Consider the following 23,246-nt stretch of genomic DNA (forward strand, 5'->3'; position numbering starts at 1 on the left):
AATTTTATTTTAGTAATAACATTTTTTTTGATTGAATAAAAGAATCGTATTTGATTTGGTAATAATACACTCCGCTTGCCAGTCTGCTTCCATTAAAGTTAATTTTATGGAAGCCAGGATTTTGTACCTCGTTAACAAGAGTTTTTATTTTTCGTCCCAGAACATCATAAATTATTAATTCGACGTTTGGTGTTTCACTCTTTACATTTGCCGGGATATTATATTCAATTACTGTTGTAGGATTAAACGGGTTCGGATAATTTTGGTATAATTTAAAATCATTTGATAATGAAGGTTTATTGTCAATCGCTGTTAAAATTGAATCCTTAGATTTTAACAGCAGTCCGTAATCTCCCGAAATCCAAACGTAAGAGTCTTTAATTTCAATATCGAACAATGGACCGATTAAATTATTTTCTACCAATTCCCAATTTTGACCGCCGTTTATTGTTTTAAAAATTACACCGTTACTGTTTGCGTCATTTCCCACAAACCAGCCGATCGAATTATCAATAAACACCATATCATTAATTTTATAATTAAAGTTGTTTACGTTTTCCCACGAATTTCCGCCGTTTGTAGTTTTTAGTAAAATATTTTCATATTCTGTTCCGTTAAAAAAGCTGCCGGTTATCCAAATGTTTAAATTATCCTTAAACGCAATTTTATTAAGCGGACCTTTAACATCGGTTTTTATTTCCTTCCATCCTGTACTCGGTGTATATTTTACCACTTCACCGTTTTCACCAACCGCAAATCCCAATGTATCATAAAATGAAATTGAATTTAAGGTGTAATAAGTATTTTCAGTACTTTTAGAAATAAATTTTGTTTCCCAAGTGTTCCATCCGTCATTAGTTTCAACAATAATTGAACCGTTGGAAATTGAATCTGAGTAATATCCGACAAGCCAGCCGTTATTATTGTCTATCATTTTTATATCATTTGCAATAAAATTGAAAGAATTGAATTTTTCTTCCATTGTTAAAACTTCTGACCAATTTTTACCTCTATCATTTGACTTAAATATTCGAGAAATAACTCCAAAGTTTCCCGTTTTTGTCAAAATATAAATATTGTCTTCATCAATAAAATTTGTTCTTATAATTCTGTTTGGTGTTTCGTAAATAATTTCCCAGTTTTTGCCGCCGTCATTTGTCGAAAATATTTCACCGAACGAATTAAGAACATGAAGCCCGCCAACTTCATATCCGCCGAAAGCAATTCCGTTAAGTGAATCAGAAAAATTTATATTAATAAAAGGGCATGAATATTTCTGCATATCCCAGTTTCTTCCTCCATCGCCGCTTCTGTATAAAGCAAGATAATTACCTAAATTTCCTAAAATAATTCCTTCATTATTTTTGTTAAAAAATAAATCGGTAATTGTAAACTGTGAAAAATTATAACTTTTGTTATAGAAATTAAAATTCGTATTTATTTTCGACCAGGAATTTCCGCCATCATTCGATTTTAAAAATTGCTTTACTTTACTTGTAAAATTCCATGTACTTAAATAAGCGGTTTGTTCATCAACAAATTGAAGTGTTCTAACATTATTAGAATCAAACTTGCAAATTGATTCCCAATTTTTTCCGGCGTCCGATGTTTTATAAATCAAATTATCAGAAGAATCGTCCAAAGCAGTAAAATATCCAACAGAATCATTAAGGAAAAATAATCTATCAATATTTGCAATACCTTTAATTGGATGTTCATACCAAGTAATTCCACCATTGGTTGTTCTTAAAATGGAAGGTTTATAATTTATGTAGTTTGAATAACACATAATTCCAATATTGGTGTCAACAAACCAAATATATGTGTAAGAACCTACATAACCTTGAGGTGTAATATCATCCCAAGTTTCACCGCCGTTATTTGTGGCGATAACTTTATTATAACTGGTTGCGTATAAATGATCTTCGTCTAATGATTGAATTGAACTAAATCCATACCATTGATCATAAGGCTCATTGAACTTTGTTTGCCAGGTTTTTCCGCCATCTATTGTTTTTAAAATTAATAACGAAGTTGATAAATTATCACTGCATACAACCCATCCGGCATTTTCGCTAATGAATTTAAATTGCATAATGTATTTATTTTTGTCAAAGGGAATTTCCTCCCACGTTTCTCCCGCATCTGTTGTTTTAATAAAGGTTGATGGATAAATAAGAGCCCAGCCAACATCATCATTAATAAAATTGAACGTACTGGAATAATTTCCATTAATTCCTTCGTTAAGTTTCTGCCACTGAGAAAATACATTATTTAGAGATACAGCTAAGAAAAATGTTATAAGTGTTGTAATCTTCATAATATTAAATAGTTATTTGAGAATTAACATTTTTTTTGTTTGAGAAAAAATACCATATTTTAGTTGATAAAAATATACTCCGCTTGGCAGATCAGCTCCGCTAAATTGGATATTATAATTTCCGGGTTTTTGAATTTCATTAACCAAAGTTTTTATTTCTTTACCTAGAACATCATAAACTTTTAATGATACTTTAATATTGTCATCCAGAATTTGTTTAGGATATTTAGAAGTATTAAGATTCTGAAATGAATTCGGCACGAAAGATTGCGGAATACTGTATTCAATATTTGTTGTAGGATTAAAAGGGTTAGGGTAATTCTGAGAAAGAGAAATGTCTGTTGGAATATTAGTCAAATTATCATTTATTCCTACAACAGTTGTATCTCCGTAAAGATTTCCATTTATTACGCAACCTAAAAGAGTAGTAGTTGAATTACCAAAATCAAATGAATTTAATCGCTCTGTGATTCCCAATCCTTGGACAAATGACATTCTAAATGTCGATAAGGTATTAAGATAATAGTATTTTAAATAATTTTTATTATTCCATAAATATTGAGATGATTCCAAAACGTTTAATAAAATACCTTCTGATATTTCAATATTTTCCCCAATTTGAGATATTAGATTCGTAAAGAGATATTCGTTATCAAAACTTAAGGAATCTTTTTGAAAAATATTTCCTGTCAAAGTATCAATCCTTAACCATTTTGTATAATTAGTGGAATTATCCTTTAAACAAAAGTAATGCAAACCAGATTCTGTAGTTGTATCTTTAATAATTTCCTCCGAATAGGAAATATTAAAATAAATTGGGACTAATTCGTAGTAAACACCCGAAGTATTGTATGTCCATTTATTTCCAACTGAAAGGGGATACAAGTCTAAACTTTTTTTAATTGACTTTTTGACTATATATGTTAAAGAATCATTTTCAATTTTTATAATTCCATTCGGAACGCTTACAAATAAAATATCTTGTAAAGGTTTTTTATACATACCGCTTGGATGATGTGGAACTTTCCAAGAGTTAATAAATGTTTTACCTGAATCGTTTAATTTATAAATTTCGTTTCCGGTTGCTATGAAAACATTGTTTGATGAGGAATCGTCTACACAAACAATTTTGTCTGGATAAGGAAGGTCGATAAAATTCCATGAACTATTGTTTCCTTCGTTGTTCGAATAATAAAATTCACCGTAGGTTCTTGAGAATTCCTTTTCAATACTTTCAAATTGATTTGTCACTAAATAAATATGTTTTTGATCTTTATTAAAATAAACCGTATTACTATTTTCTTTATTTACAAAAACATTTAAATCAATAAAAGTTTTTCCGCTGTCATCTGATTTAGCTAAATGATTTTGTGAATTTATACCTAGCACTTTTGATTGGTCATATGGGAAAAATGATAAATATTTTACACTATTATCAATGTTTGAAGAAGCTAATTCCCAAGACCAGTTTAAACCGCCATCAGAACTTTTAATAAACTGGTGATTATATATTGCGTAAATTAAATTTGGATCAGATTTAGATATAAATATATCTTCAATAAAACCCAATAATCCAAAAATCTCACCAACATCCGAACGAATTATTCTTGAATCTGGATCAATCCCAAGTGAGTTAACTGAATAAATGCATTTTTGAGGATCGTTATTCACAAATCCAATATTTTCTATGTGTCTGAATTGAAGATGGTTTTCCGGATAATAGATTTTTTCCCACCCTTTATCAATTATTCTTCTTGTTTTTGTATTAATATTATATAAGAAAAAATTAAAAATTGAAGAATCAACATCATCGTTAAAAAATGATTGCTTAGTTTGATAGACTAAATATGAATTACCGTCGTTGCCCTCAAACCCATGCATAGAAATAATTGTAGTATCGGTTTGAGGATATATAATGCCATAATAAAAAATACTAATTAATAATAAGTTTATCTTTTTCATCTATTTACCTTTGGTCTTGAATTAACACAACTTATGTGCCTTTTTTATTGTCTGAAAATAAAAATTTAGATTTGTTTTTGATTCAAAATTCAATATAAAATAATTATTATTTTATAATTTTTCAGTTTGTTGAATTTATTTTCAGAAATTTGAAAAATGATTTAAAAAAACAGCACACAAGTTATTTAGACATGCCTCCTATGCAGATTTAATTTTTGAACTTTACTCAAAAATTTTAGTCTGTTCTGTCTAAAAACTTATGTGCCGAAGAATTTATTTTACTAAAACTAATTTTAAAGTCTGAACTTTACCCGCATGCTGCATAACAAAGAAATAATTTCCGCTTGCGACTAAAGAATTATTGTCATTTTCACCATTCCAATAAAATTCAAATTCATTTGTTTCGTTTAATCCAACTGAAGGTATGAAAGTTTTTACAACTTGACCAAGTACATTATAAATTTTAAATGAAGCCGTTTCAGGGTTTATGTTTTTACTTAATCTTATTTTTATTGTTGTTTGATTATTAAACGGGTTAGGATAAGACGTAAATAAAGTATCTGAATTTACTTCATCTTTTTCTTCAATGTCTACAACCCAGTCACCATTTCCGTCATCAAGAATAAAATTTGGATCAGTTATGTCGACTTCCATTCCCGGTTCCAAACATAAAAACGCCGTATAATTTGTTAATATTTTTTTGCTTACGCTCAAATCAATAATTTCATAAATTTCTTGATTTGTCAAAATTGAGTAATAGTCATAATAATTCGCGCTTCCTTGAATATTATCGATAAACTTGCCTGCCCAAATTACATCGGAAATTGAATCGGATTCAACAATATTTTCCGCACTGATTTCTTCTGAATTTGAAAAAGGTTTCCCATCATAGATTCCATTAAGTTCGATCTTAAATGGAAGTTCACCGATGTATTTTCCTATTTGAATAATTGGTGAGTTTAATGAAATTAAATCATTATTAGAGTTAATATCAAATCTGCCGTAAGTGAATCCATTCTGAAGACTAGTATGCAGATCATAAATTGTTAATAATTCACTAAGCGAGCCGAACAAATTATTCATCATACTGCTTAAAGAAATATTGTAATCAACATAAAAAACGTTTCCGCCGGTTAGTTTGGCTAAATTCTCATAAAAATAAGCATTCCCTTTATATTCCTTGTTTCCGTAATAATACCAATTGTAATTTTGACTTTGATAATCGCCGATATTTATCGGAATTACAGTGTTCATCATTTTCATTAAATCTTTTATTAATGAATTTGCCGCATCTGCATTGCCGAATTGATCTGAATTTGAAAGCAGAACAATTTGTCCATCCGAATTATTTTCATTAATAAATTCGATTCCGTTTGATAACAAAGACGGCAAATTACTGTAATTGGAAATCATATTTTGCGAAATATTTTCAAAAGTATTTTCAATGGAAATACTATCCGCAGAAATCCAATTAGTACTTATTCTATTAATTGTTTTGTTAGATAAAATAATATTGAAGGAATCCTTTGCTGTAAAATTCTGATGCAGCATAAGTTTTAGATTATTAAAAATTTCTTTTGATGTTGTGTTACTTTCTGAGATTTGATAATCTATCAAAACGGCGACCTTTTTATTTTTTATCACATTTTCCGGAATTGATGGCAGAAAAACTAATTGATAAATATTTTCATCTCCTTCAAATTTACTTACGTATGTTCCGTTTTTAAATGGTGAATCTAAAGAAAAAGTCAAATTTGAATTTGAATAAATTTCATTTTTAACGAGATTCATTTGAAGAAAATTGCCATTCGCGGAATCAATCACCTCAGAAAACGATTTATCCGAAAATTCTAAAACTTTCGGATTCTTCCATTCCGGAGTAAGCATAGTTTGTAAATTAAAATTCTGCATTTGAATGTATGAACATTGTAATAATTCAATTGGAATTACAGTTTTTACATTTACAGAATTCCAATCCGCTGGAACTAAAAACGTAAGTTTGACTTTTCTTGTTTCATCACCGGCTAAAGGAAAAACCCTTAGTTCATATTGGTCATTATTATTTTTTACAAGAATTGATGGATCTTGCCTTCTTCCAACTATTTGCTCATAAATTTGAGATGCTGTCCAGCGGTCAAGAATTTTTCCTTTAATTATTTCTCCGTTAAACCAAAGCCAAGAATCATGTACAATTGAATTTTTCGGAAGATTAAAGTTATAAATTACCTCAACGGTATCTTGATGAGTTAAGCCCAAATTAATTGCTGAAAATGTTAAATATAAATTATACTCAAAATAAATTCCCTTAGGCTGAATTGAAAGCGATGCTTCTTTAATAGTACCTTGACCAACATACCAGCGCTGTGGATCATTTATCCAAAGGCTTGAGTATGCATTAGTAGTTATTGTTAATAATAAAACTAAAATTACTGCTTGTAAAAAATATTTCATACAGACCTCACAAATATTTTATAGAATGCAATCATCAAAAAAAAAGACTGGAAAAAAAAACGAGCTTTTCCAGTCATATTTTAGGGGGTTATCAATAATAATTTACAAACTTTGAAGATTTTATATTTTCAAAGAAATTTACAATTTTTGGTGAAATTTCCATTGAATCTAGTTCAATACTATAATCAAGATTCAATAGTTCCATAAAAGTAATTCGTGCATCCAAAAATTTATTTAATGAAAACTCTGAAACTCCTTTGACTATTAATATATCTTGAATGTCTTTTTTTGATTGATTTTGTTCTTTTAAAATTATGTTTGCCTGCTCAATTGCTTTTTCATATTCGCAATTGTGATAATATTTTTTCATTACTTTGTGCGGATTGTCGGATTCAAAAAGTGAAAAAAGCGATATGGTTAACATGAAAGTAAATAATAAAAATGTTTTTATTTGATATGAGTTCATGATATTATTTTGACTTTAAATTATTTAGTCAATTTAAGTGCCAGATTAAAGTGCGGATTGTTAATCAAATTTTAGGTTTTTATCAGATTTATTGCTAATGAATACGAATTTTATTCGTTTAAACGAAAAATTTTCGCCTCAATTAGAAAGTAATATTTATTGAAAACTGAAGGCCGTTTCGATGGTTTTGGAAATTAAAATTTTCAAAATTTGATAAAACTTTATTGCTTTCCAATTGATCCGAAAAAAATAAAATATCGATTTGAGAATAAAGCCAAATCGCAATGTAAGTACCAATTAGAAAATTTCTGATTTTATACGAGCCATTATAACTGTCGTATTTCATTTTGATCAAATCGGGTTTTGTCTGTGCCAAATATTCTTTTTCTTTATTTTGGGCATCAAATATAAAATAGATCATTGAGCCTAATGTAATTGTACTTGCAGAAGTTAATATCCAGCCTTTGGGGTTATCATTTAAGTGCAAATGTCCTAATCCAGGAAGTATAATTGATTTTGCGATTGCAATATTTTTTTCATTATAATTATTTGAATCAAGCACCGGATTTTTGTCAAGATTACTTTTATGCAGATCGGAATCTTCTTTCACGTCCAGAATTTCAAGGAATTCTTTCTTTACATCATTAAAAAAATCTACAAGTTTTGGAGAGAATTGGGAACTGTCGAGATCAAAATTTTCATCAATTTTCAGAATTTCAATAAATGATTTTCTTGAATTTTCAAAGTCAGATATAGAATATTGCGATGAGGCTTTTAAGGTATAAATAATAATTAAATTTTCTTTGGTAAATCTTTCTTTATCTAATAATAGTTCTTCAGATTGTGAAATGACCTTTTGGTAATTGAAAGATTCATACAGATTCTGCAAATTATTTATATCAACAATTGCTTGAGAAAATATCGGCAAAGTTGAAGAACATATCAAAATTAAAATTAGAATATATCTCATACTATTTTAGCAGCAGCATTTTTTTTGTTTGAATATATGAATCGCATTGTAATTGGTAATAATAAACTCCGCTCGATAAATCACTGCCTTCAAATTGAATTTTATAAATACCTGGCTTTTGATTTTCGTTTACAAGAGTTTTAACTTCTCTGCCAAGAATATCAAATACAATAACGCGAACGAAATTAATTTTTGAAGAAACACCCGGAATAGAATATTCAATAGAAGTGGTTGGGTTAAACGGATTAGGATAGTTTTGAAATAATTCAAATTTATTTGCCACTAAGTTATCTTCAACATTAACCACGTTGCCTAAATATGTTCTTTCAATTGAATTTACCACATTTCCATTTTCGTCAAATCCTCCCAAAATATAAACGTAGCCGTCACTTTTAGCCGTCATAAAATTGTATCTTGCTTGTTGAATTGGCGCACCTTGTTCTATAAAATATTCATTATCAGTTGCATAAAATATTTCTACGCTTTTTAATGCAAGTGAAGTTTCATTAAATCCGCCTATAATTATAATTTGATTTGGAGAATCTCCAATTACGGCACGCCCTCCGGCTCTCGGTTCCAAAAGTTTAATATCCAGCTTTGTATAACTGTGATCAACAATATTATATTTATAAATATCTTGAGAAATTCCGTTTACTTCACCTCCAAAAATAAAAATATCGTTGCCTATTACTTCCGACATCTGCTGTTCGGGAAAATCATTGTCTTTGAATAATGTATCTATGGAATAAGTTATTTTCGCTTCATTTAAATTATATTCAAAAATATATGCCATTGAATCAGTTCTTGTTCCCGGAAGCGGATTTCCACCAATAACGTAAAGGTTATCTCCTACAATATGTCCGGTTGAAAAAATTCTATTAAAATTTTTATTGAAGCTGAATGAATTTTCACCTAAAAAATCTGATCCCCAATTTGAAATACCGTTTATTGAAGAGTCATTAGAATTTATACCGCCGAAGAAATATACTTTATTATTAAAATTTTCTACAACAAGTCCGAATCTTGCAACTTTCATTGTGTCAAGTTTCCAATTATTTGAAAGTAAATTATATCCTTGAACCCAATTTGTATAATTTTGCGTAGAATCGGAATATCCGCCAAAGATAAAAACATTTCCTTCGTTTTGCCAAATATCTCCACCGGCAACCGGATTGGGCATTGTATTATAGATTTCCCAGAAATTATATTGGGAATAATTTATAACCGCTGTAAAAATAAATACTATTAAAAATTTCTTCATATTTCTTTATCCAATTTATATAACAAATAAAATGTTCAATTATTATACCAGAATATTTTATTGAACACTTTTCATATTAAATTTCATAAATAACGTGTCGTTTTTTACAATTTTAATGTTTGTTTCTATATCTGTAAATTGCGGATTTTTCAAAGTAAGCTTATAATTTCCTTCAAATAGTTTTATAGGTTTTTGAAGAGGTGTTACGCCTTTTTTCTCGCCATTTAAAAAGATTTCGCCCCAAGGATATATTTGGCAGTTAAAGTATCCGAATAAAGTATCCAAATTCACTTCAATAAAAGTAAGGTTTTCAGAAGAAACAATAATGCTGTCCATAAATTTCGGATAATCAGGATGAACGAGCGAAAGTAAATATTTACCTGTTTTAATATTTATGTTCTTTTCAAAAGGAGTTGTTTCAACAAATTTATTATTTAAATATACTTTTGCCCATGGATAACATTTTACATATAATTCGCCGAAATTATTTGTCTCATGGTTTACCGCTTGCTGGGAATTTTTAACGGCTGATTTTTCCGTAATTATTTCTTTCGTCATTTCGGTTTTTAATTTCAAATTAGTTTTGCCGGTTAAATCGGTTATTCCGCCATTTGCATTTTTATCAGAGTCCGCCGAATCGTCAATTTTAGAAATTATGGTTTGAGGAACTTCCTCAACTTTTACATTATTTCCAGAAATGCTAAATAAATATTTTATCAAGAAAATTGTAAATATCATTCCCGATAAAATTAACAATACAGGTATCAGTTTAGATTTCTTTTTATCTGAAGCAGTTTTCGGGATTTCATTTTGAACATTGAGGATTTCCAAAACTTCCTTGCATGAATTGAATCGATTATCAGGTTTGGATTCCAATAATCCGGCGATTACTTTTTTTATATCTTCCGGTAAACTTTTAAATTCATATTGATAATTTTCAGCGTCGAACGAAATTATATTGTTAATAGTTTCACTCGCCGTTTCACCCATCAATAAATTTTTACCAAGAAATAATTCTGCGGCTGTAATTCCCAAAGAAAACAAATCACTTTTTATAGTTAACGGTTCGCCTTGAATTTGTTCGGGCGACATGTAAGCCGGCGTTCCTACCAAGGAATATTTCTGCGTAATTAAATTGCTTATTGAATTTTGTGCCAGACCGAAATCCGTTAATTTAAGTTCTTTGTTATCGTTAATTAAAATATTTTCCGGCTTTATATCTCTGTGAATTACGTTTTTGGAATGAGCAAAGTCTAATGCTTTAATGAGCTGAATAAAAATGTCTTTTTTTATTTCATAATTGAAGTTCGGATCATTGATGATCTCGCGTAAATTTTTGCTTTCAAAATATTCAAAAGAAATGTAAAAGAATCTATCATACATTCCGAAATCAAAAACTTTTATTATGTTCGGATGCTCAAGCTGCGCAAGTATTTTTGCTTCTCGCTTAAATCTTTCAATTATAGATGAATCAGGAATGGTTTCGGTATTTAAAATTTTAAGAAAAACTTTTTTTTCCAAAAAAATATGGTTTGCCAAATAAACTGCCGAATGCTCGTCTTTTTTAAAGCAGTTTAAGATTTCAAATTTTTTAAATAGTAATTCGTTTGTAATTTCTTTCATTCGGATTCACTGTTAAATTCTTTCATTTTCAGTTGTATCCATCTAACTGAAACATCGAGTGATTTCGCGGCAAGTGTTTTGTTGCCGTCAAATTCATTCAATCTATCTAGAAGAATTTTTTTCTCTAATTCCTTTAAAGTTCTACTATTGGAATTTTCACTGCTTTCATTTTCCAAAGCAATATGTTCCTCTTGTATAATCCCATCGGAAGATAAAATTATTGCACGGCTTAAAACATTTTGCAGCTGTCTTACATTTCCCGGCCACGTATAATTCTCTAATTTATTGATTGCACCAATATTTAGTTTAATATTCGAATTTGTGTAAGAATTTATAAAATTTTGCGCGAGTAATAGAATGTCAGTTCTTCTTTCTCTTAATGCCGGAACACTTATAGGAAAAACATTTAATCGGTAATATAAATCTTCCCTAAATTTTCCTTCTTCAACCAATTTTTTTAAGTTTTTGTTTGTTGCTGTTAAAATTCTTACATTAACTTTTTTGACTTTTGTATCTCCCAATCTAATAATTTCTTTATTCTCAATTACTCGAAGTAATTTTGCCTGGAGCGCGCTTGATATATCGGCAATTTCATCCAAGAAAAATGTTCCGTTATCCGCAATTTCAAAAAGACCTTTTTTATCTTTTGTCGCGCCGGTAAAAGCACCTTTAACATAACCGAATAATTCGCTTTCCAAAAGACTGTCGGGAATTGAACCGCAGAATTGCGCAAGATATGGAAAATCTTTCCTTGGACTTAATTTATGAATTGCACGTGCAACAAGGTCTTTTCCCGAACCGCTTTCTCCAAGAATTAAAACCGTGGCATCAGTATTAGCAACTTTACGAATTGTTTTTGTTAATTCCTTAATTGGAGAGCTTTCGCCTATCATATCCGGAATTTTATCAAATGATTCCAATACATTTTTTAAACGAATATTTTCATCAGAAAGATTTTCAATTTCAAAAATTTTATCAAAAGTTATTGACGCAATATTTGAGAAAAATTGAAGGAACAATAAATTTTTTTCTGTGAATTCTTTTCTATCTGTTTGACTATCGACTAAAAGAACTCCCCAGATTTTTTCACTTTTAGTTATTGGCACACCCAATATGGAAGTAATTTTATGCAGCTGAACGCTTTCAAACTGTGTTAATTTTGGATTTGACTGAACGTCGTGATAAATGATCGGTTTATTTTTATCAACCACTTGCTGCATTACGCTTACCGAGAAATTTGATAAATCGGGAATGTTTTCCTTATGCAGATTTCTTGCCGACACAATTGAGAATTTATAAGTCTGTGTATCATATTTTGCAAATAAACCCCGTTCCGCATTTGTCACTTCAATTAAAATGTCAATGATGTTTTCAATCAATGATTCTTCGTGCGATGCGGAATTTAAGTTTTGACTTAAATTGTACAATGCTTCATATTGTTCTTTAGAAAGGTTTTTCAGTTCTTTAATATTTAGGAAATCTTTTTTCATAATTTTATTTGATAATAAAGCTGGCTGGTTTTGATCGTGTTCTGTTATCAAATTCATCAATTGCCCAAATTACCCAAAAGTAATCTCCGGAAGATAAATTTGTATTTGTTAAATATTGAATATTTGTAGAGCTTATTTCGTTTTCCCAAACCAATGTAGGATCAATTTCATCGGTATAAATTTCAAGAAAATATTTAAATTCAAATCCCGGTGTAAATCTGTTCCAAACAAGTAAAGGATTATTTGTAAAAACCGTATCTCTTCCGCTCGGCGAAGTTGTAATAATTTCTTCTTTAATAATTCTTTTTATGTTAGTTGTTCCGATTTCAAATTTTTTTGAATCGGCGTCATATACATTAATTTTAAATTCTTTTCCAATAACAATATCAATAGAAGTAATCTTTAAGTCTTCCAAACTGATTGAATTTTCATAATATCTTTCAGATGCATTATAAAGCAATTGCTTATTTACATTCAGTTCTTCGTTTTGTATAAATACCGAGTCAATATCATTTTCTTCATCATTTATTTTAACTTTAACTCCTAAACTGTAAACTTGTTTGGATGGATATTTATTTTGTGTAATGCTGTAAAATTTAAGTTCTTCAATTATGGGAACTGCATTAAGGAAAATATTTTGCGAAATTTTTTTCTGGTTATTAAAATCAATATAAATTGAATCAATTGAATATCCTTGCTTTTCTATAATCAGCCAGCCGTCTTTTCTTTCAATATTGTTAATAGCAAAGTAACCGTTGTTATTTGTGGTTGTTATAAATCCGTCATTCAGCCAATAAATTTTTGCATCTATTATAGGTGACTGCGGAATTTTAACGGTTTTAATGAAACCATCAATTAAACTTAATTGATTTTCCGAATTTTCCGGATCTAAAGGATTATTATGAGGCGCACTGCAAAAATAAAATAATAATAACAAAACAATAAAATTTAATATTTTAAAATATTTTTGCATAGTAATGGTATTAAATTATTTGTTTTTAAATTAAGAAAAAAATAACATTGATGTAATCAAATTATAATAAGTATATTTACCAAAAATAGCATCAAAATATTTGCAAAAACGAAATTTCATTTTAGTATAATCATTTTTTTAACAATTTCTGAATTTCCCAAGGTCAGTTTGTAGAAATAAATCCCGCTCGAAAAATCACTTGCGTCAAATTCAATTTTATAATTCCCGGGATTTTGTTTTTGATTTACCAGTATTGAAATTTCTCTTCCTAATATATCATAAACTTTTAATGATAAATTATTATTGTCATCCCGAACTTGCTGCGGGTTCTTAGTTTTATTAAAATTCTGCATTATAGATTGCGGAATACTATATTCAATTGTCGTAACCGGATTAAATGGATTTGGATAATTTTGATATAGCTCAATTTGATTTACCAGTATTTGATTTTGCTGTTCAATTCCAGTTACATTGTTCAAATCCAATTTATAAATACCTCTTCCATGAGTGCCAATTGCCAAATAGTTTTCAGTCGGATGAATTTTCATATCATTAACCACAACAATCGGCAAATTATTTCCAAGAATTTCCCAATTATTTCCTTCGTCGTAACTTATAAAAGCGCCAACATCATTTCCCAAGTAAAGTATTTTAGGATTTATTCTGTCAATTTCAAAAGCATTGACCGGAGCATCGGGTAAGCCATTATTTATTTCATTCCAACTGTTTCCAAAATCTTCACTTCTAAAAACATGCGGCTGAGATTCTGCCCAGCGTAAACCTGAATATGTTACATAAACAATTTTTTCATCAATTGGATTTACTGCAACTCTTGTGACCCATCTTCTAGGAAGATTATTCGAAATTTTAATCCAAGAATTTCCATAATTTTTCGTAAGCCAAACATTTCCGTCATCAGTACCGACATAAATTACGTTAGAATCAGATGCAGAAACAGCAATTGTTGTAATTGTTCCAATCTTTTTATCAAATCCGTAATCGGTTAATTTTGGACTAATTGAATCCCAAGTCGCCGTAAAATTAATCTTTCTGTATAATCTATATGTTCCGTAATATATTACGTTTGAATTGTTAGGATCCATTGCAATCGGAGTTGACCAGTTAGTCGGCTCACTTTGGTCAATTCCCTTCAGATCTCCCATAAAATTTTTACCGGCGTCGTTGCTCTTAAATAAATTTCCAAATTGAGATTCAGCATAAATTATATTCGAATTATTTGGGTCGACAATGGTATAGAATCCGTCACCGCCTAAAATTCTTTCCCAATTATTTTGGTCTGAGTTAGTTTTTACAGTTCCGTTATCTTGTGTTCCGCCCAAAAAACTTTTCGAATTGTTTTTATCCAAACCAATTTCATAAAATTGTGTAACCGGAAGTTTTACAGGATCAGACCAAGTTAATCCACCGTCTTTAGAAATGTTTATTCCGCCGTCATTTCCCGAAATAATATAATTTGAATCATTAGGTTTAAATGCCAAAGCGTGATGATCAACATGAAGATTGAAGTTTATGCCGTAACCGTAACTAAAATCCCATGATGAACCACTTGAGCTTGATTTTAATAGCGGAACGTCAAGTACAAAAATTGTTTCCGGAATACTTGGATGAACCCTAATTTGACCAAAATACCAACTGAAATTTCCGCTTCCTAAAAATTCAGAATTCATTTTAATCCAGTTATTTCCGCCGTCATTACTTTTAAATAATCCCGTCAGAAAATTGCCATCGCTAAATGTTGCATAAATTATATTTGGATTTGACTTTGAAATACTTAAACCGATTCTCCCAATATTTTCAGTCTGCTCATTAGGCAATCCGTTTGCCGGACCCAATTTAATCCAATTCTTTCCGCTGTCATAAGTTTTGTATATTCCGCTTGTCGGTCCGTAAAGATGTGTATTTGAAATATTTACAGGTCTTCTTACTCTTTCCCACATTGCCGCAAACAAAATATCAGAATTGTTAGGGTTTATTACTAAATCTATTGCTCCAGTTGAATCTGAAACAAACAATGATTTTTCCCAGTTATTTCCTCCATCTTTACTTAAGAAAATTCCTCTTTGTGAATTAGGAATAAAATAACTTCCAACAGATGCAGCCCAAATTTTTTGTGAATTATTTGCGTCTACAATAATTCTTGAAATTGAAGCAGATGAATCTAACCCTATAAAATTCCATGTTTCTCCGGCGTCAATTGATTTGTAGAGTCCAACTCCGGGAAAGTTGTTATGTCCGCCATTTGCTTCTCCTGTTCCAACATAAATTATATTTGGATTTTGAGGATCGATGGCGATATCGCCGATTGTTAAACACGGTTGTTCATCAAAAATCGGAAACCAAGTTTTACCGGTATCAATCGATTTAAAAACACCGCCTGTAGCGGAAGCGGCATAGACAATATTGGGAACTTTAGGATTAAATTCAATATCAACAACTCTTCCGCCAATATTTGTTGGTCCAACAAATTCCCATTCTAATTTTTGCTGATTATTGTTCTTCGTTAATTTGTATCTATTTTTTAATTCCTTATACTCTCTGAAAATATCCATATATACATTTTCTTTAAATTTGTAATACGGAAAGCTTCTTTTGATCATTTCGTAATCAGATGGGTAAAACTTTGATGCTTTTTTACTTGTAAATTTTGGGTAAGATTTATCGTATTTTAGTAAAATTACGGCAGTTAGAAAAAAAAATACTAACACAATAACATAAGTTAAAAAATTTTTATTCATTTTAAGTCTTAATTATTTGCAATAGATACAAAGTTATATTTAATATATTTTTATAAACTTATTAATTTCTGAATCCAATAATTAATTTCGGCATCAAATTACAATAAATTGAAAAGAAAATAAATGAATATAGTTTTAAAGAGAATATTACCGGTTATTGCCGGAGCTTTACTTGGATATGCATATTATTATTTTATCGGCTGCAGTTCAGGAAGTTGTCCAATAACCAGCAGTCCTTATATTTCAACAGCTTACGGGGCGGCAGTCGGGTTTTTAATTTCTATACCCTCAAAAAAGAAAGCAAATGATAAATAAAGAAATTGAAATCGAAGATTTAGTGAAACTTATTCCGGAAGCCGTTGTTTATCTCATGGAAAAGGGAATAAGGTGTTTAAGATGCGGTGAGCCGATTTGGGGTACTTTAGAAAATGCCGCAAAAGAAAAAGGGTTTTCCGACCAAGAAATTAGTAAATTTGTTTCTGATTTAAATAATCTTTCTATTAAAGAAAAAAATGATTTAGGAGTTATTAATGAGCACAAAAGAAAAATTGCAAAATACACCAAATAAAAAATTTGATTTTAAAAATCCTAAACACAGAAGTTACCTTTATACCGGATTGTTCTTTGCCGCAGTAATATTTTTCTTTATTGTAAATAATACAAACGGAGATTCTGTCGAGGGACCTTATCCGCCTAATTATAATGTTGATAATTCAAATTTAGTTAATCTTTCGGATTTCAAAGGTAAGGTTGTTATTGTGGATTTTTGGGCAACCTGGTGTCCGCCTTGCAGAAAGGGAATTCCAGATTTAATTGAAATTAAAAAAGAATTTAAAGATAAAAATGTTGAAATTATTGGAATTTCACTTGATAGTTTTACTCGAGGCGGCGCGACTAAAAATGATGTTGTTCCATTTATAAATGAATATGGAATCAATTATCCTATTTTAATTGGTGATATAAATGTCGCTCAACAATACGGCGGCGTAAATTCAATACCAACTTCATTTGTAATTGACAAAGAAGGATATATTTTGACATATTATCAAGGTTTAATGCCTAAACAGCAATATGTAGATGATTTAAATAAAGCACTGGCAAAAAATTATGTTTCTGATAAAAAATATATAGCGCCTGAATTTTCTCTGCCAAAAGCAAAATAATTATGAATAAAATAAACTTTTTTGCGGCATTTTTGATTTTAACGATTTTTCTTTTTGTCGCTTGCACAAATGAAAAAAAGCTTGACGAAAAGAAATATTCCGAAGAATTTAGAGGATATGCAAAAGAGTATTTAATGGGATTGAAATCTGTCCTTATGAAAAATATGCACGAAGGCGGACCGGTGAAAGCAATAACTGTTTGTTCTGATACTGCTTCAGATTTAACCAAAATGTATTCAGAAGTTATGAAGATGGAAGTGAAAAGAGTTAGTTTGAAGAACAGAAATGCCGATAATTTTCCCGATTCATTTGAAAAGGAAAGTATTTCCGAATTTGAAAAATTACTATCGGAAAATAAGTTGAACGATAAATCTGAAATAATTAAAATAGTAAGTGAAAATGAACAAGAGTTTATTAGATATGTTAAACCAATTATTATTGAAGCGCCATGTTTAAATTGCCATGGCAGTGATTCCGAAATTACACCGGAAGTTAAATCAATAATTAAAAAGAATTACCCGAACGATAAAGCTGTTGATTATAAAATTGGTGATCTTAGAGGCGTTATTTCAATTACAAAGACACTATAATTTCTAATTGTAGATTATTACATTGTTAATCTTTTCATTTGATAATTTAGTTAGAATTAAAGGTATTTTTTCAAATTCGGTTGATTTATTCAAAAAATAATCCGCACCATATTTTAACGCAATGTTTTTATACTGATCATTTGGATAATTTGTTACGATTAAAACTTTTATATGTTTATTAGATTTTTTTATATTTTCTAAAATATCCAAACCATTTTCTCCCGGCATTCTTATATCCAAAACTAAAATATCCGGTTTATGTATTTTAATTAATTGCAATCCTTCTACAGAATTTGAAGCCTCTGCAACTAACTTCACATTATTTACAGAGGCTATTAAAGTTTTAATTCGTGATCTTAGAAGTTCCGAATCATCAACTATTATAAGTTTTTGCATTCACTAACCTCTAATAAATTCGGAAAGTAATTCTAGGGGTAAAGTAACAACAAGTTTAATTAAAAGGAATTAGGAATATTCTTATTATGATAAAGCAAAACCTAATAATTTATGTAGGATAAACACTTACAAAAAAATTATATTAACTCATTCATTATACAATATTTCGTTATTTCGGCATTGTTCTTAAAATTCATTTTTGATAGTATTCTTGAACGATATGTGCTGATCGTTTTTATGCTAAGGCAAATTTCATCGGCAATTTCAGATACCGTTTTCCCTGAAGCAATTAATCTCATTACTTCAAATTCACGATTTGACAAACTTTCAGTAGGATTTTTACTTTTGTTTTTCATCAATCCCATTGCAAGTTCTTGCGCAAGCTCGCGGGAAATATATTTTTCACCTTTAATACTTGTAATTATAGCTTGTTTTAACTCTTCCGGACTCGCAAATTTGGAAATGGAACCTGCAGCTCCGGCTTTTAAAACTCTTTTTGCATACTGATTTTCAGGATGAACACTAATTATTAAAATTGGCAGTTCCGGTTTAATTTGTTTTAAATAATTTAAAATTTCGAATCCACTTTTTCCGGGCATTGAAATATCAAGAAGAATCAAATCGAATTTCTGATTCAACGCTAAATCAATTACATTAATTCCGTTTTCCGCTTCAGTAATGGAGGCAATTTCATCAATCTGAGATAAAATTTGTTTTAATCCTTCCCTTACAACTGCATGATCATCAGCAATTAAAATTTTCATTTTTCATGAATTTTTGTTTTAAAAAAAATAATTCTTCAAAAATTTATATTCGTTAATTTGTAAGTGTACTTTTAATTTTAAGAAATTCGCCAAATCTTAATAATAAATCCCAAGAATAAATTCCAGAATCATAACCGTCTTTCCATACAATACTAATTGCGTAATTCCCAACTTTTTTAATATCAGCTATTTCATATTTACCCGGTTTATCCGGTCCTGCAGGAGGTGGCGGATAGTGCTTCCACAAAATAGTTTCACCTTTGTTGCCGGCATCGGGAGTTTCATCTCTTAAAAATTTCAGAGGATATTCAATTATGGAACTATCTTCCCATTCTATAATCAAATATTTTTGTTCAGATAATTTTATTTTTTTTGGTTTCATCAAATGACTAAATAAAAAGTAATATAAAATGTAATTTTTACATATGCTGTTTTAAAAACAATGTAATAATTTTTTAATTATTTCCCAGTATCAAAGGCAATCCATCTGTTCCTGATCCTATTACAACAACTTTAGTATTAGGAGAATTTGCTAATTTTTCAGTAGCTTCTATGCCTTTCCATTTCAATAAATTCGCATTAATTCCATTTGAAACAATCGTTTGAAAATCAGCAATACCTTTTGCTTCAATTCTTTTTCTCTCTGCTTCCTGTTCTTCTTTTTGAAGTATGAACGACATTCTTTGACTTTCTTGCTCAGCTTGTAATTTTTCTTCAATTGATTGGGTTAATCTTTGCGGTAATGAAACTTGCCGTAGAGGCGCTTTTTCAATTATAATTCCTCTGTCGCCGACTAAATGCTGCAGCTCACTTACAATTTCGTCCTCTAATTGTTTTCGAGATGCCGTATACAAAGCCTTTGCTTCATATTTTGCAGTTACTCCGCGTGTCACAGATCTGAATTGCGGGACAAGAATAACATTTAAATAATCTCCGCTTTCAATTGATTTGTAAATTTCATTTGCCTTTCCGGGATCAAGACGATATTGCAAACTTAATTCCAAATTGACACTCAATCCTTCTTTTGAAGGCACAGTCATTGTTTCCTTAATTTCTTGAGTTTTAAAGCTGTATTTAATTATTCTTGCAATTGGATTTACGATATTCACTCCGGGTTTCAAAGTATTATCACTAACATTTCCAAGAAAATCAATAACTCCAACTGTTCCGGCAGGAATAACCGTAAAAATTTGCACCAAGGCAAATACCGCAGCTGCGATTGCTATAATAAGTGTAATTGTCGCTTCTTGAAATCTTTTATTTCTTTTTACACTTAGATGAATTGCAAATAATATAACTGCTGTTAAAAGTCCTAAAATGAAATACATTTAACCTCCGAATTAGCAAATAATTTTTTTTATTAACTTCATTTTCTTTACTTTTGTCGTTGAAAACGTCAAAGAGTTTTGGATTATTGATTTAACATCATCAATTTTATTCCTTTTATTGGTGAAAATTTCCGCAATTTTATCTCCTTTGTTAATTTTACTGCCAATTTTAGGATAAAAGATTATTCCTGCGGTAGGGTCAATAATATCGGATTTAGTCAATCTGCCTCCGCCCAACTCTAAAGAAGCCATACCAATTTGATAATTATCTATCGACTTTAAATATTGGCTTTTATCAGCATATAAAATTTCTGAATATTTTGGTTTCGGATATAATTCGGGTTTTTTCAAAACATTGCAATTACCTTTTTGAAGCTTAACGATTTCTAAAAATTTGTCAAATGCTTTTCCATTTTTAATTAAAGATTCGGAAATATCAAATCCTTCTTTTATAGATTTTGCCTTACCGCCGAGAAAAATCATTGCGCCCGCTAAATTAAGCGAAAGTTCGTACAAGTCTTCAATTTTTTCACCATGAAGAATTTTTATTGATTCATAGACTTCCAACCAATTTCCAATATAATTCCCAAGCGGCTGATTCATATCGGTAATAAATGAAATTACTTCTTTCTTAAAAGATTTAGCAGTATCAATTAGTGAATTGGCAAGCTTTTCCGCATCTTTTTGAGTTTTCATAAATGCGCCGCTTCCGGTCTTTACATCCAAAACCAAACCGTCAATTCCCTCGGCTAATTTTTTACTCATAATACTTCCAGTAATCAATGGAATTGATTCAACTGTTGCGGTTACGTCTCTAAGCGAATAAATCAATTTATCTGCGGGTGCAACGTCTTTAGTTTGACCAATTAAAACTGCTCCGCATTTTTGAAGTACATTTTGATACTGAGCCAAAGACAAATTTGTGTTAAATCCAGGAATGGATTCCAACTTATCTAAAGTTCCTCCGCTATGCCCCAAACCGCGTCCGGAAATCATTGGAACATTTACACCGGCTGCCGCGACAATTGGCGCAATAATCAATGAGGTTTTATCTCCAACTCCGCCGGTAGAATGTTTATCAACTTTTTTGCCGTGAATGTTGGACAAGTCAATTATTTTACCGCTGTATAGCATTGACTTTGTCAGACTCGACGTTTCATTTTCCGTAAATCCATTTAAAAATCCAGCCATTAAAAACGCAGAAAATTGATAATCGGGAATTAAATTTTTGCTGTAGGAAGAAATCAAAAAATTAATTTCCGAATAATTTAATTCTTCCTTGTCGCGTTTTTTCTTTATCAAAGTTACTGTATTCATTTTACCAATTTGTTTAAAAAATTATAATTGTAATATAAAATTTATCATACTAAGATTGAAATTAAGAATCATTTTAGATATAATGAAATTATAAATCTATTTAATTTAATAAAAATTTTGAGGAAATTATGTTTGATCCAAATTATAAGTTTACATGTGTCGATAGATTTTTAAATTACGTTAAATTCGATACAAAATCCGATGAAGATTCCACAACATTCCCAAGTGACCCTAAACAGCTTGAACTTTCAAAATATCTAGTTGGTGAGCTAAAAGAGTTAGGCTTAATAGACGCGCACATGGATGAATATGGATATGTTATTGCAACTTTACCTAGTAACTCAGAAAAAAATGTTCAAGTTATTGGATTTATTTCGCACGTTGATACTTCTCCGGCTGTAAGTGGAAAAGACGTTAAACCACAAATTTTAAAAAACTATCAAGGCGGAGACATAACTTTACTAAACGGAAAGGTAATTGAAGCTGACAGTAATCCCGAATTAAAAGATATGTTTGGATTTGATATAATAACTACAGACGGTACAACATTATTAGGCGCTGATGATAAAGCCGGAATTTCAGAAATAATGGATGCGATGAATTATCTAATTCAACATCCTGATGTTAAACACGGTACTATTAAAATTTGTTTTACTCCCGATGAAGAAGTCGGTAGAGGGACTGAAAAATTTGACGTGAAAAAATTCGGCGCAAAATACGCTTATACAATTGACGGCGGAACAAGAGGCGAGATTGAAACCGAAACATTCAGCGCAGACGCTGTCATAATTGAGTTTATCGGAAAGAATGTTCATCCCGGATACGCAAAAGGTAAAATGATCAATTCTCTTAGAATGGCTTCATACTTTATGGAATTATTGCCCAAAGACAGACTTTCTCCTGAAACCACAGAAAAAAGAGAAGGGTATGTTCACTGTACTTCAATAAATGGAAATGAAGAAAAAACGACTTTAAAATTTATTATAAGAGATTTTATTGATTTAAAATTAACCGAATATGAAAATTTCTTAAAAGAGTTAGTTGATAAAACAGTCAAAAATTTTCCAGGATCAAACTGCAAATTTGAAGTTATTGAACAATACAGAAATATGAAAAATATTATAGTCCAGCATCCTGAAATTGAAGAGAACGCAATTATAGCCTTGGAAAGATTGGGAATTAAACCGATTCAATCACCTATTCGCGGCGGAACGGATGGTTCACGCTTAAGTTTTATGGGATTGCCTACGCCTAATATTTTTGCCGGCGGACATAATTTCCATGCTGTAACAGAGTATGTAGCAATTCAAGATATGGAAATGTCCACAAAAACAATTATCGAGATTTGTAAAATTTGGGAAGAAAAAGCATAACTGAAATAAAAATTTGTTAAAAGGGTATTTCAAATTATTTCTG

At 30.1% G+C, this 23,246-nt stretch carries 19 protein-coding genes and 1 pseudogene; 5 read left to right on the forward strand and 15 right to left on the reverse strand.

Annotated features, from left to right (window positions below; translation table 11 throughout):
• Positions 1 to 4: 4 nt before the first annotated feature.
• The 10 genes from IPK06_01395 to IPK06_01440 form a co-directional block, all read right to left on the reverse strand.
• A complete protein-coding gene (locus IPK06_01395; GenBank protein MBK7978671.1) occupies positions 5 to 2,320 on the reverse strand; it encodes a T9SS type A sorting domain-containing protein in 2,316 nt (771 codons plus the stop codon).
• Between the two features lie 12 nt (positions 2,321 to 2,332).
• Complete coding sequence (locus tag IPK06_01400; GenBank protein MBK7978672.1) at positions 2,333 to 4,282, reverse strand: hypothetical protein; 1,950 nt, start codon at positions 4,280 to 4,282, stop codon at positions 2,333 to 2,335.
• A 273-nt stretch (positions 4,283 to 4,555) separates the two neighbouring features.
• On the reverse strand, positions 4,556 to 6,733 hold the full coding sequence (locus IPK06_01405) for a T9SS type A sorting domain-containing protein (GenBank protein ID MBK7978673.1): 2,178 nt from the start codon (positions 6,731 to 6,733) through the stop codon (positions 4,556 to 4,558).
• 91 nt (positions 6,734 to 6,824) lie between these two features.
• The gene (locus IPK06_01410) at positions 6,825 to 7,199 is read right to left on the reverse strand and encodes a hypothetical protein (GenBank protein MBK7978674.1); all 375 of its coding nucleotides are present in this window, start codon (positions 7,197 to 7,199) and stop codon (positions 6,825 to 6,827) included.
• A 142-nt stretch (positions 7,200 to 7,341) separates the two neighbouring features.
• Positions 7,342 to 8,169 (reverse strand): hypothetical protein, encoded by an 828-nt coding sequence (locus tag IPK06_01415; GenBank protein ID MBK7978675.1) that lies wholly within the window; start codon positions 8,167 to 8,169, stop codon positions 7,342 to 7,344.
• 1 nt (position 8,170) lies between these two features.
• Positions 8,171 to 9,430 carry a T9SS type A sorting domain-containing protein gene (locus IPK06_01420; protein ID MBK7978676.1) on the reverse strand — a complete coding sequence of 420 codons (1,260 nt, stop codon included), beginning with the start codon at positions 9,428 to 9,430 and terminating at the stop codon, positions 8,171 to 8,173.
• A gap of 57 nt (positions 9,431 to 9,487) precedes the next feature.
• Complete coding sequence (locus IPK06_01425) at positions 9,488 to 11,053, reverse strand: serine/threonine protein kinase (protein ID MBK7978677.1); 1,566 nt, start codon at positions 11,051 to 11,053, stop codon at positions 9,488 to 9,490.
• Positions 11,050 to 12,600 carry a sigma 54-interacting transcriptional regulator gene (locus IPK06_01430; protein ID MBK7978678.1) on the reverse strand — a complete coding sequence of 517 codons (1,551 nt, stop codon included), beginning with the start codon at positions 12,598 to 12,600 and terminating at the stop codon, positions 11,050 to 11,052. The genes IPK06_01425 and IPK06_01430 overlap by 4 nt, the downstream gene beginning before the upstream one ends.
• Positions 12,548 to 13,516: a carboxypeptidase-like regulatory domain-containing protein gene (locus tag IPK06_01435; protein ID MBK7978679.1), complete on the reverse strand. Its 969-nt coding sequence runs from the start codon at positions 13,514 to 13,516 to the stop codon at positions 12,548 to 12,550. Before IPK06_01435 ends, IPK06_01430 begins: the two co-directional genes overlap by 53 nt.
• Positions 13,517 to 13,632: 116 nt before the next feature.
• Positions 13,633 to 16,272, reverse strand: a complete 2,640-nt coding sequence (locus IPK06_01440) for a T9SS type A sorting domain-containing protein (protein ID MBK7978680.1) — start codon at positions 16,270 to 16,272, stop codon at positions 13,633 to 13,635.
• Between the two features lie 123 nt (positions 16,273 to 16,395).
• Between IPK06_01440 and IPK06_01445 the strand changes: the two genes are divergently transcribed.
• The 4 genes and pseudogenes from IPK06_01445 (at position 16,396) to IPK06_01460 (ending at position 18,025) form a co-directional block, all read left to right on the forward strand.
• Entirely contained in the window at positions 16,396 to 16,587 is a 192-nt protein-coding gene (locus IPK06_01445) for a hypothetical protein (protein ID MBK7978681.1), read from the forward strand.
• Positions 16,577 to 16,768, forward strand: a pseudogene (locus IPK06_01450) (DUF1858 domain-containing protein). The gene IPK06_01445 and the pseudogene IPK06_01450 overlap by 11 nt, the downstream one beginning before the upstream one ends.
• Before the next feature lie 34 nt (positions 16,769 to 16,802).
• Positions 16,803 to 17,435, forward strand: a complete 633-nt coding sequence (locus IPK06_01455) for a TlpA family protein disulfide reductase (protein MBK7978682.1) — start codon at positions 16,803 to 16,805, stop codon at positions 17,433 to 17,435.
• Between the two features lie 2 nt (positions 17,436 to 17,437).
• Positions 17,438 to 18,025, forward strand: a complete 588-nt coding sequence (locus tag IPK06_01460; GenBank protein MBK7978683.1) for a DUF3365 domain-containing protein — start codon at positions 17,438 to 17,440, stop codon at positions 18,023 to 18,025.
• A gap of 3 nt (positions 18,026 to 18,028) precedes the next feature.
• Here the strand turns inward: IPK06_01460 and IPK06_01465 are convergent, their stop codons facing one another.
• The 5 genes from IPK06_01465 to IPK06_01485 form a co-directional block, all read right to left on the reverse strand.
• On the reverse strand, positions 18,029 to 18,421 hold the full coding sequence (locus IPK06_01465) for a response regulator transcription factor (GenBank protein ID MBK7978684.1): 393 nt from the start codon (positions 18,419 to 18,421) through the stop codon (positions 18,029 to 18,031).
• A gap of 137 nt (positions 18,422 to 18,558) precedes the next feature.
• On the reverse strand, positions 18,559 to 19,185 hold the full coding sequence (locus IPK06_01470) for a response regulator transcription factor (protein ID MBK7978685.1): 627 nt from the start codon (positions 19,183 to 19,185) through the stop codon (positions 18,559 to 18,561).
• Positions 19,186 to 19,237: 52 nt separating this feature from the next.
• Positions 19,238 to 19,567, reverse strand: a complete 330-nt coding sequence (locus tag IPK06_01475) for a DUF971 domain-containing protein (protein ID MBK7978686.1) — start codon at positions 19,565 to 19,567, stop codon at positions 19,238 to 19,240.
• A gap of 73 nt (positions 19,568 to 19,640) precedes the next feature.
• On the reverse strand, positions 19,641 to 20,513 hold the full coding sequence (locus tag IPK06_01480; GenBank protein ID MBK7978687.1) for a prohibitin family protein: 873 nt from the start codon (positions 20,511 to 20,513) through the stop codon (positions 19,641 to 19,643).
• Positions 20,514 to 20,525: 12 nt separating this feature from the next.
• Positions 20,526 to 21,830 carry a thymidine phosphorylase gene (locus IPK06_01485; protein ID MBK7978688.1) on the reverse strand — a complete coding sequence of 435 codons (1,305 nt, stop codon included), beginning with the start codon at positions 21,828 to 21,830 and terminating at the stop codon, positions 20,526 to 20,528.
• Positions 21,831 to 21,958: 128 nt separating this feature from the next.
• Here IPK06_01485 and pepT point away from each other — a divergent pair, with 128 nt between their 5' ends.
• Positions 21,959 to 23,203, forward strand: a complete 1,245-nt coding sequence (gene pepT, locus IPK06_01490; protein ID MBK7978689.1) for a peptidase T — start codon at positions 21,959 to 21,961, stop codon at positions 23,201 to 23,203.
• Positions 23,204 to 23,246 lie beyond the last annotated feature (43 nt).

This window comes from Ignavibacteriota bacterium (assembly GCA_016713565.1).
Taxonomy (GTDB): Bacteria; Bacteroidota; Ignavibacteria; order Ignavibacteriales; family Melioribacteraceae.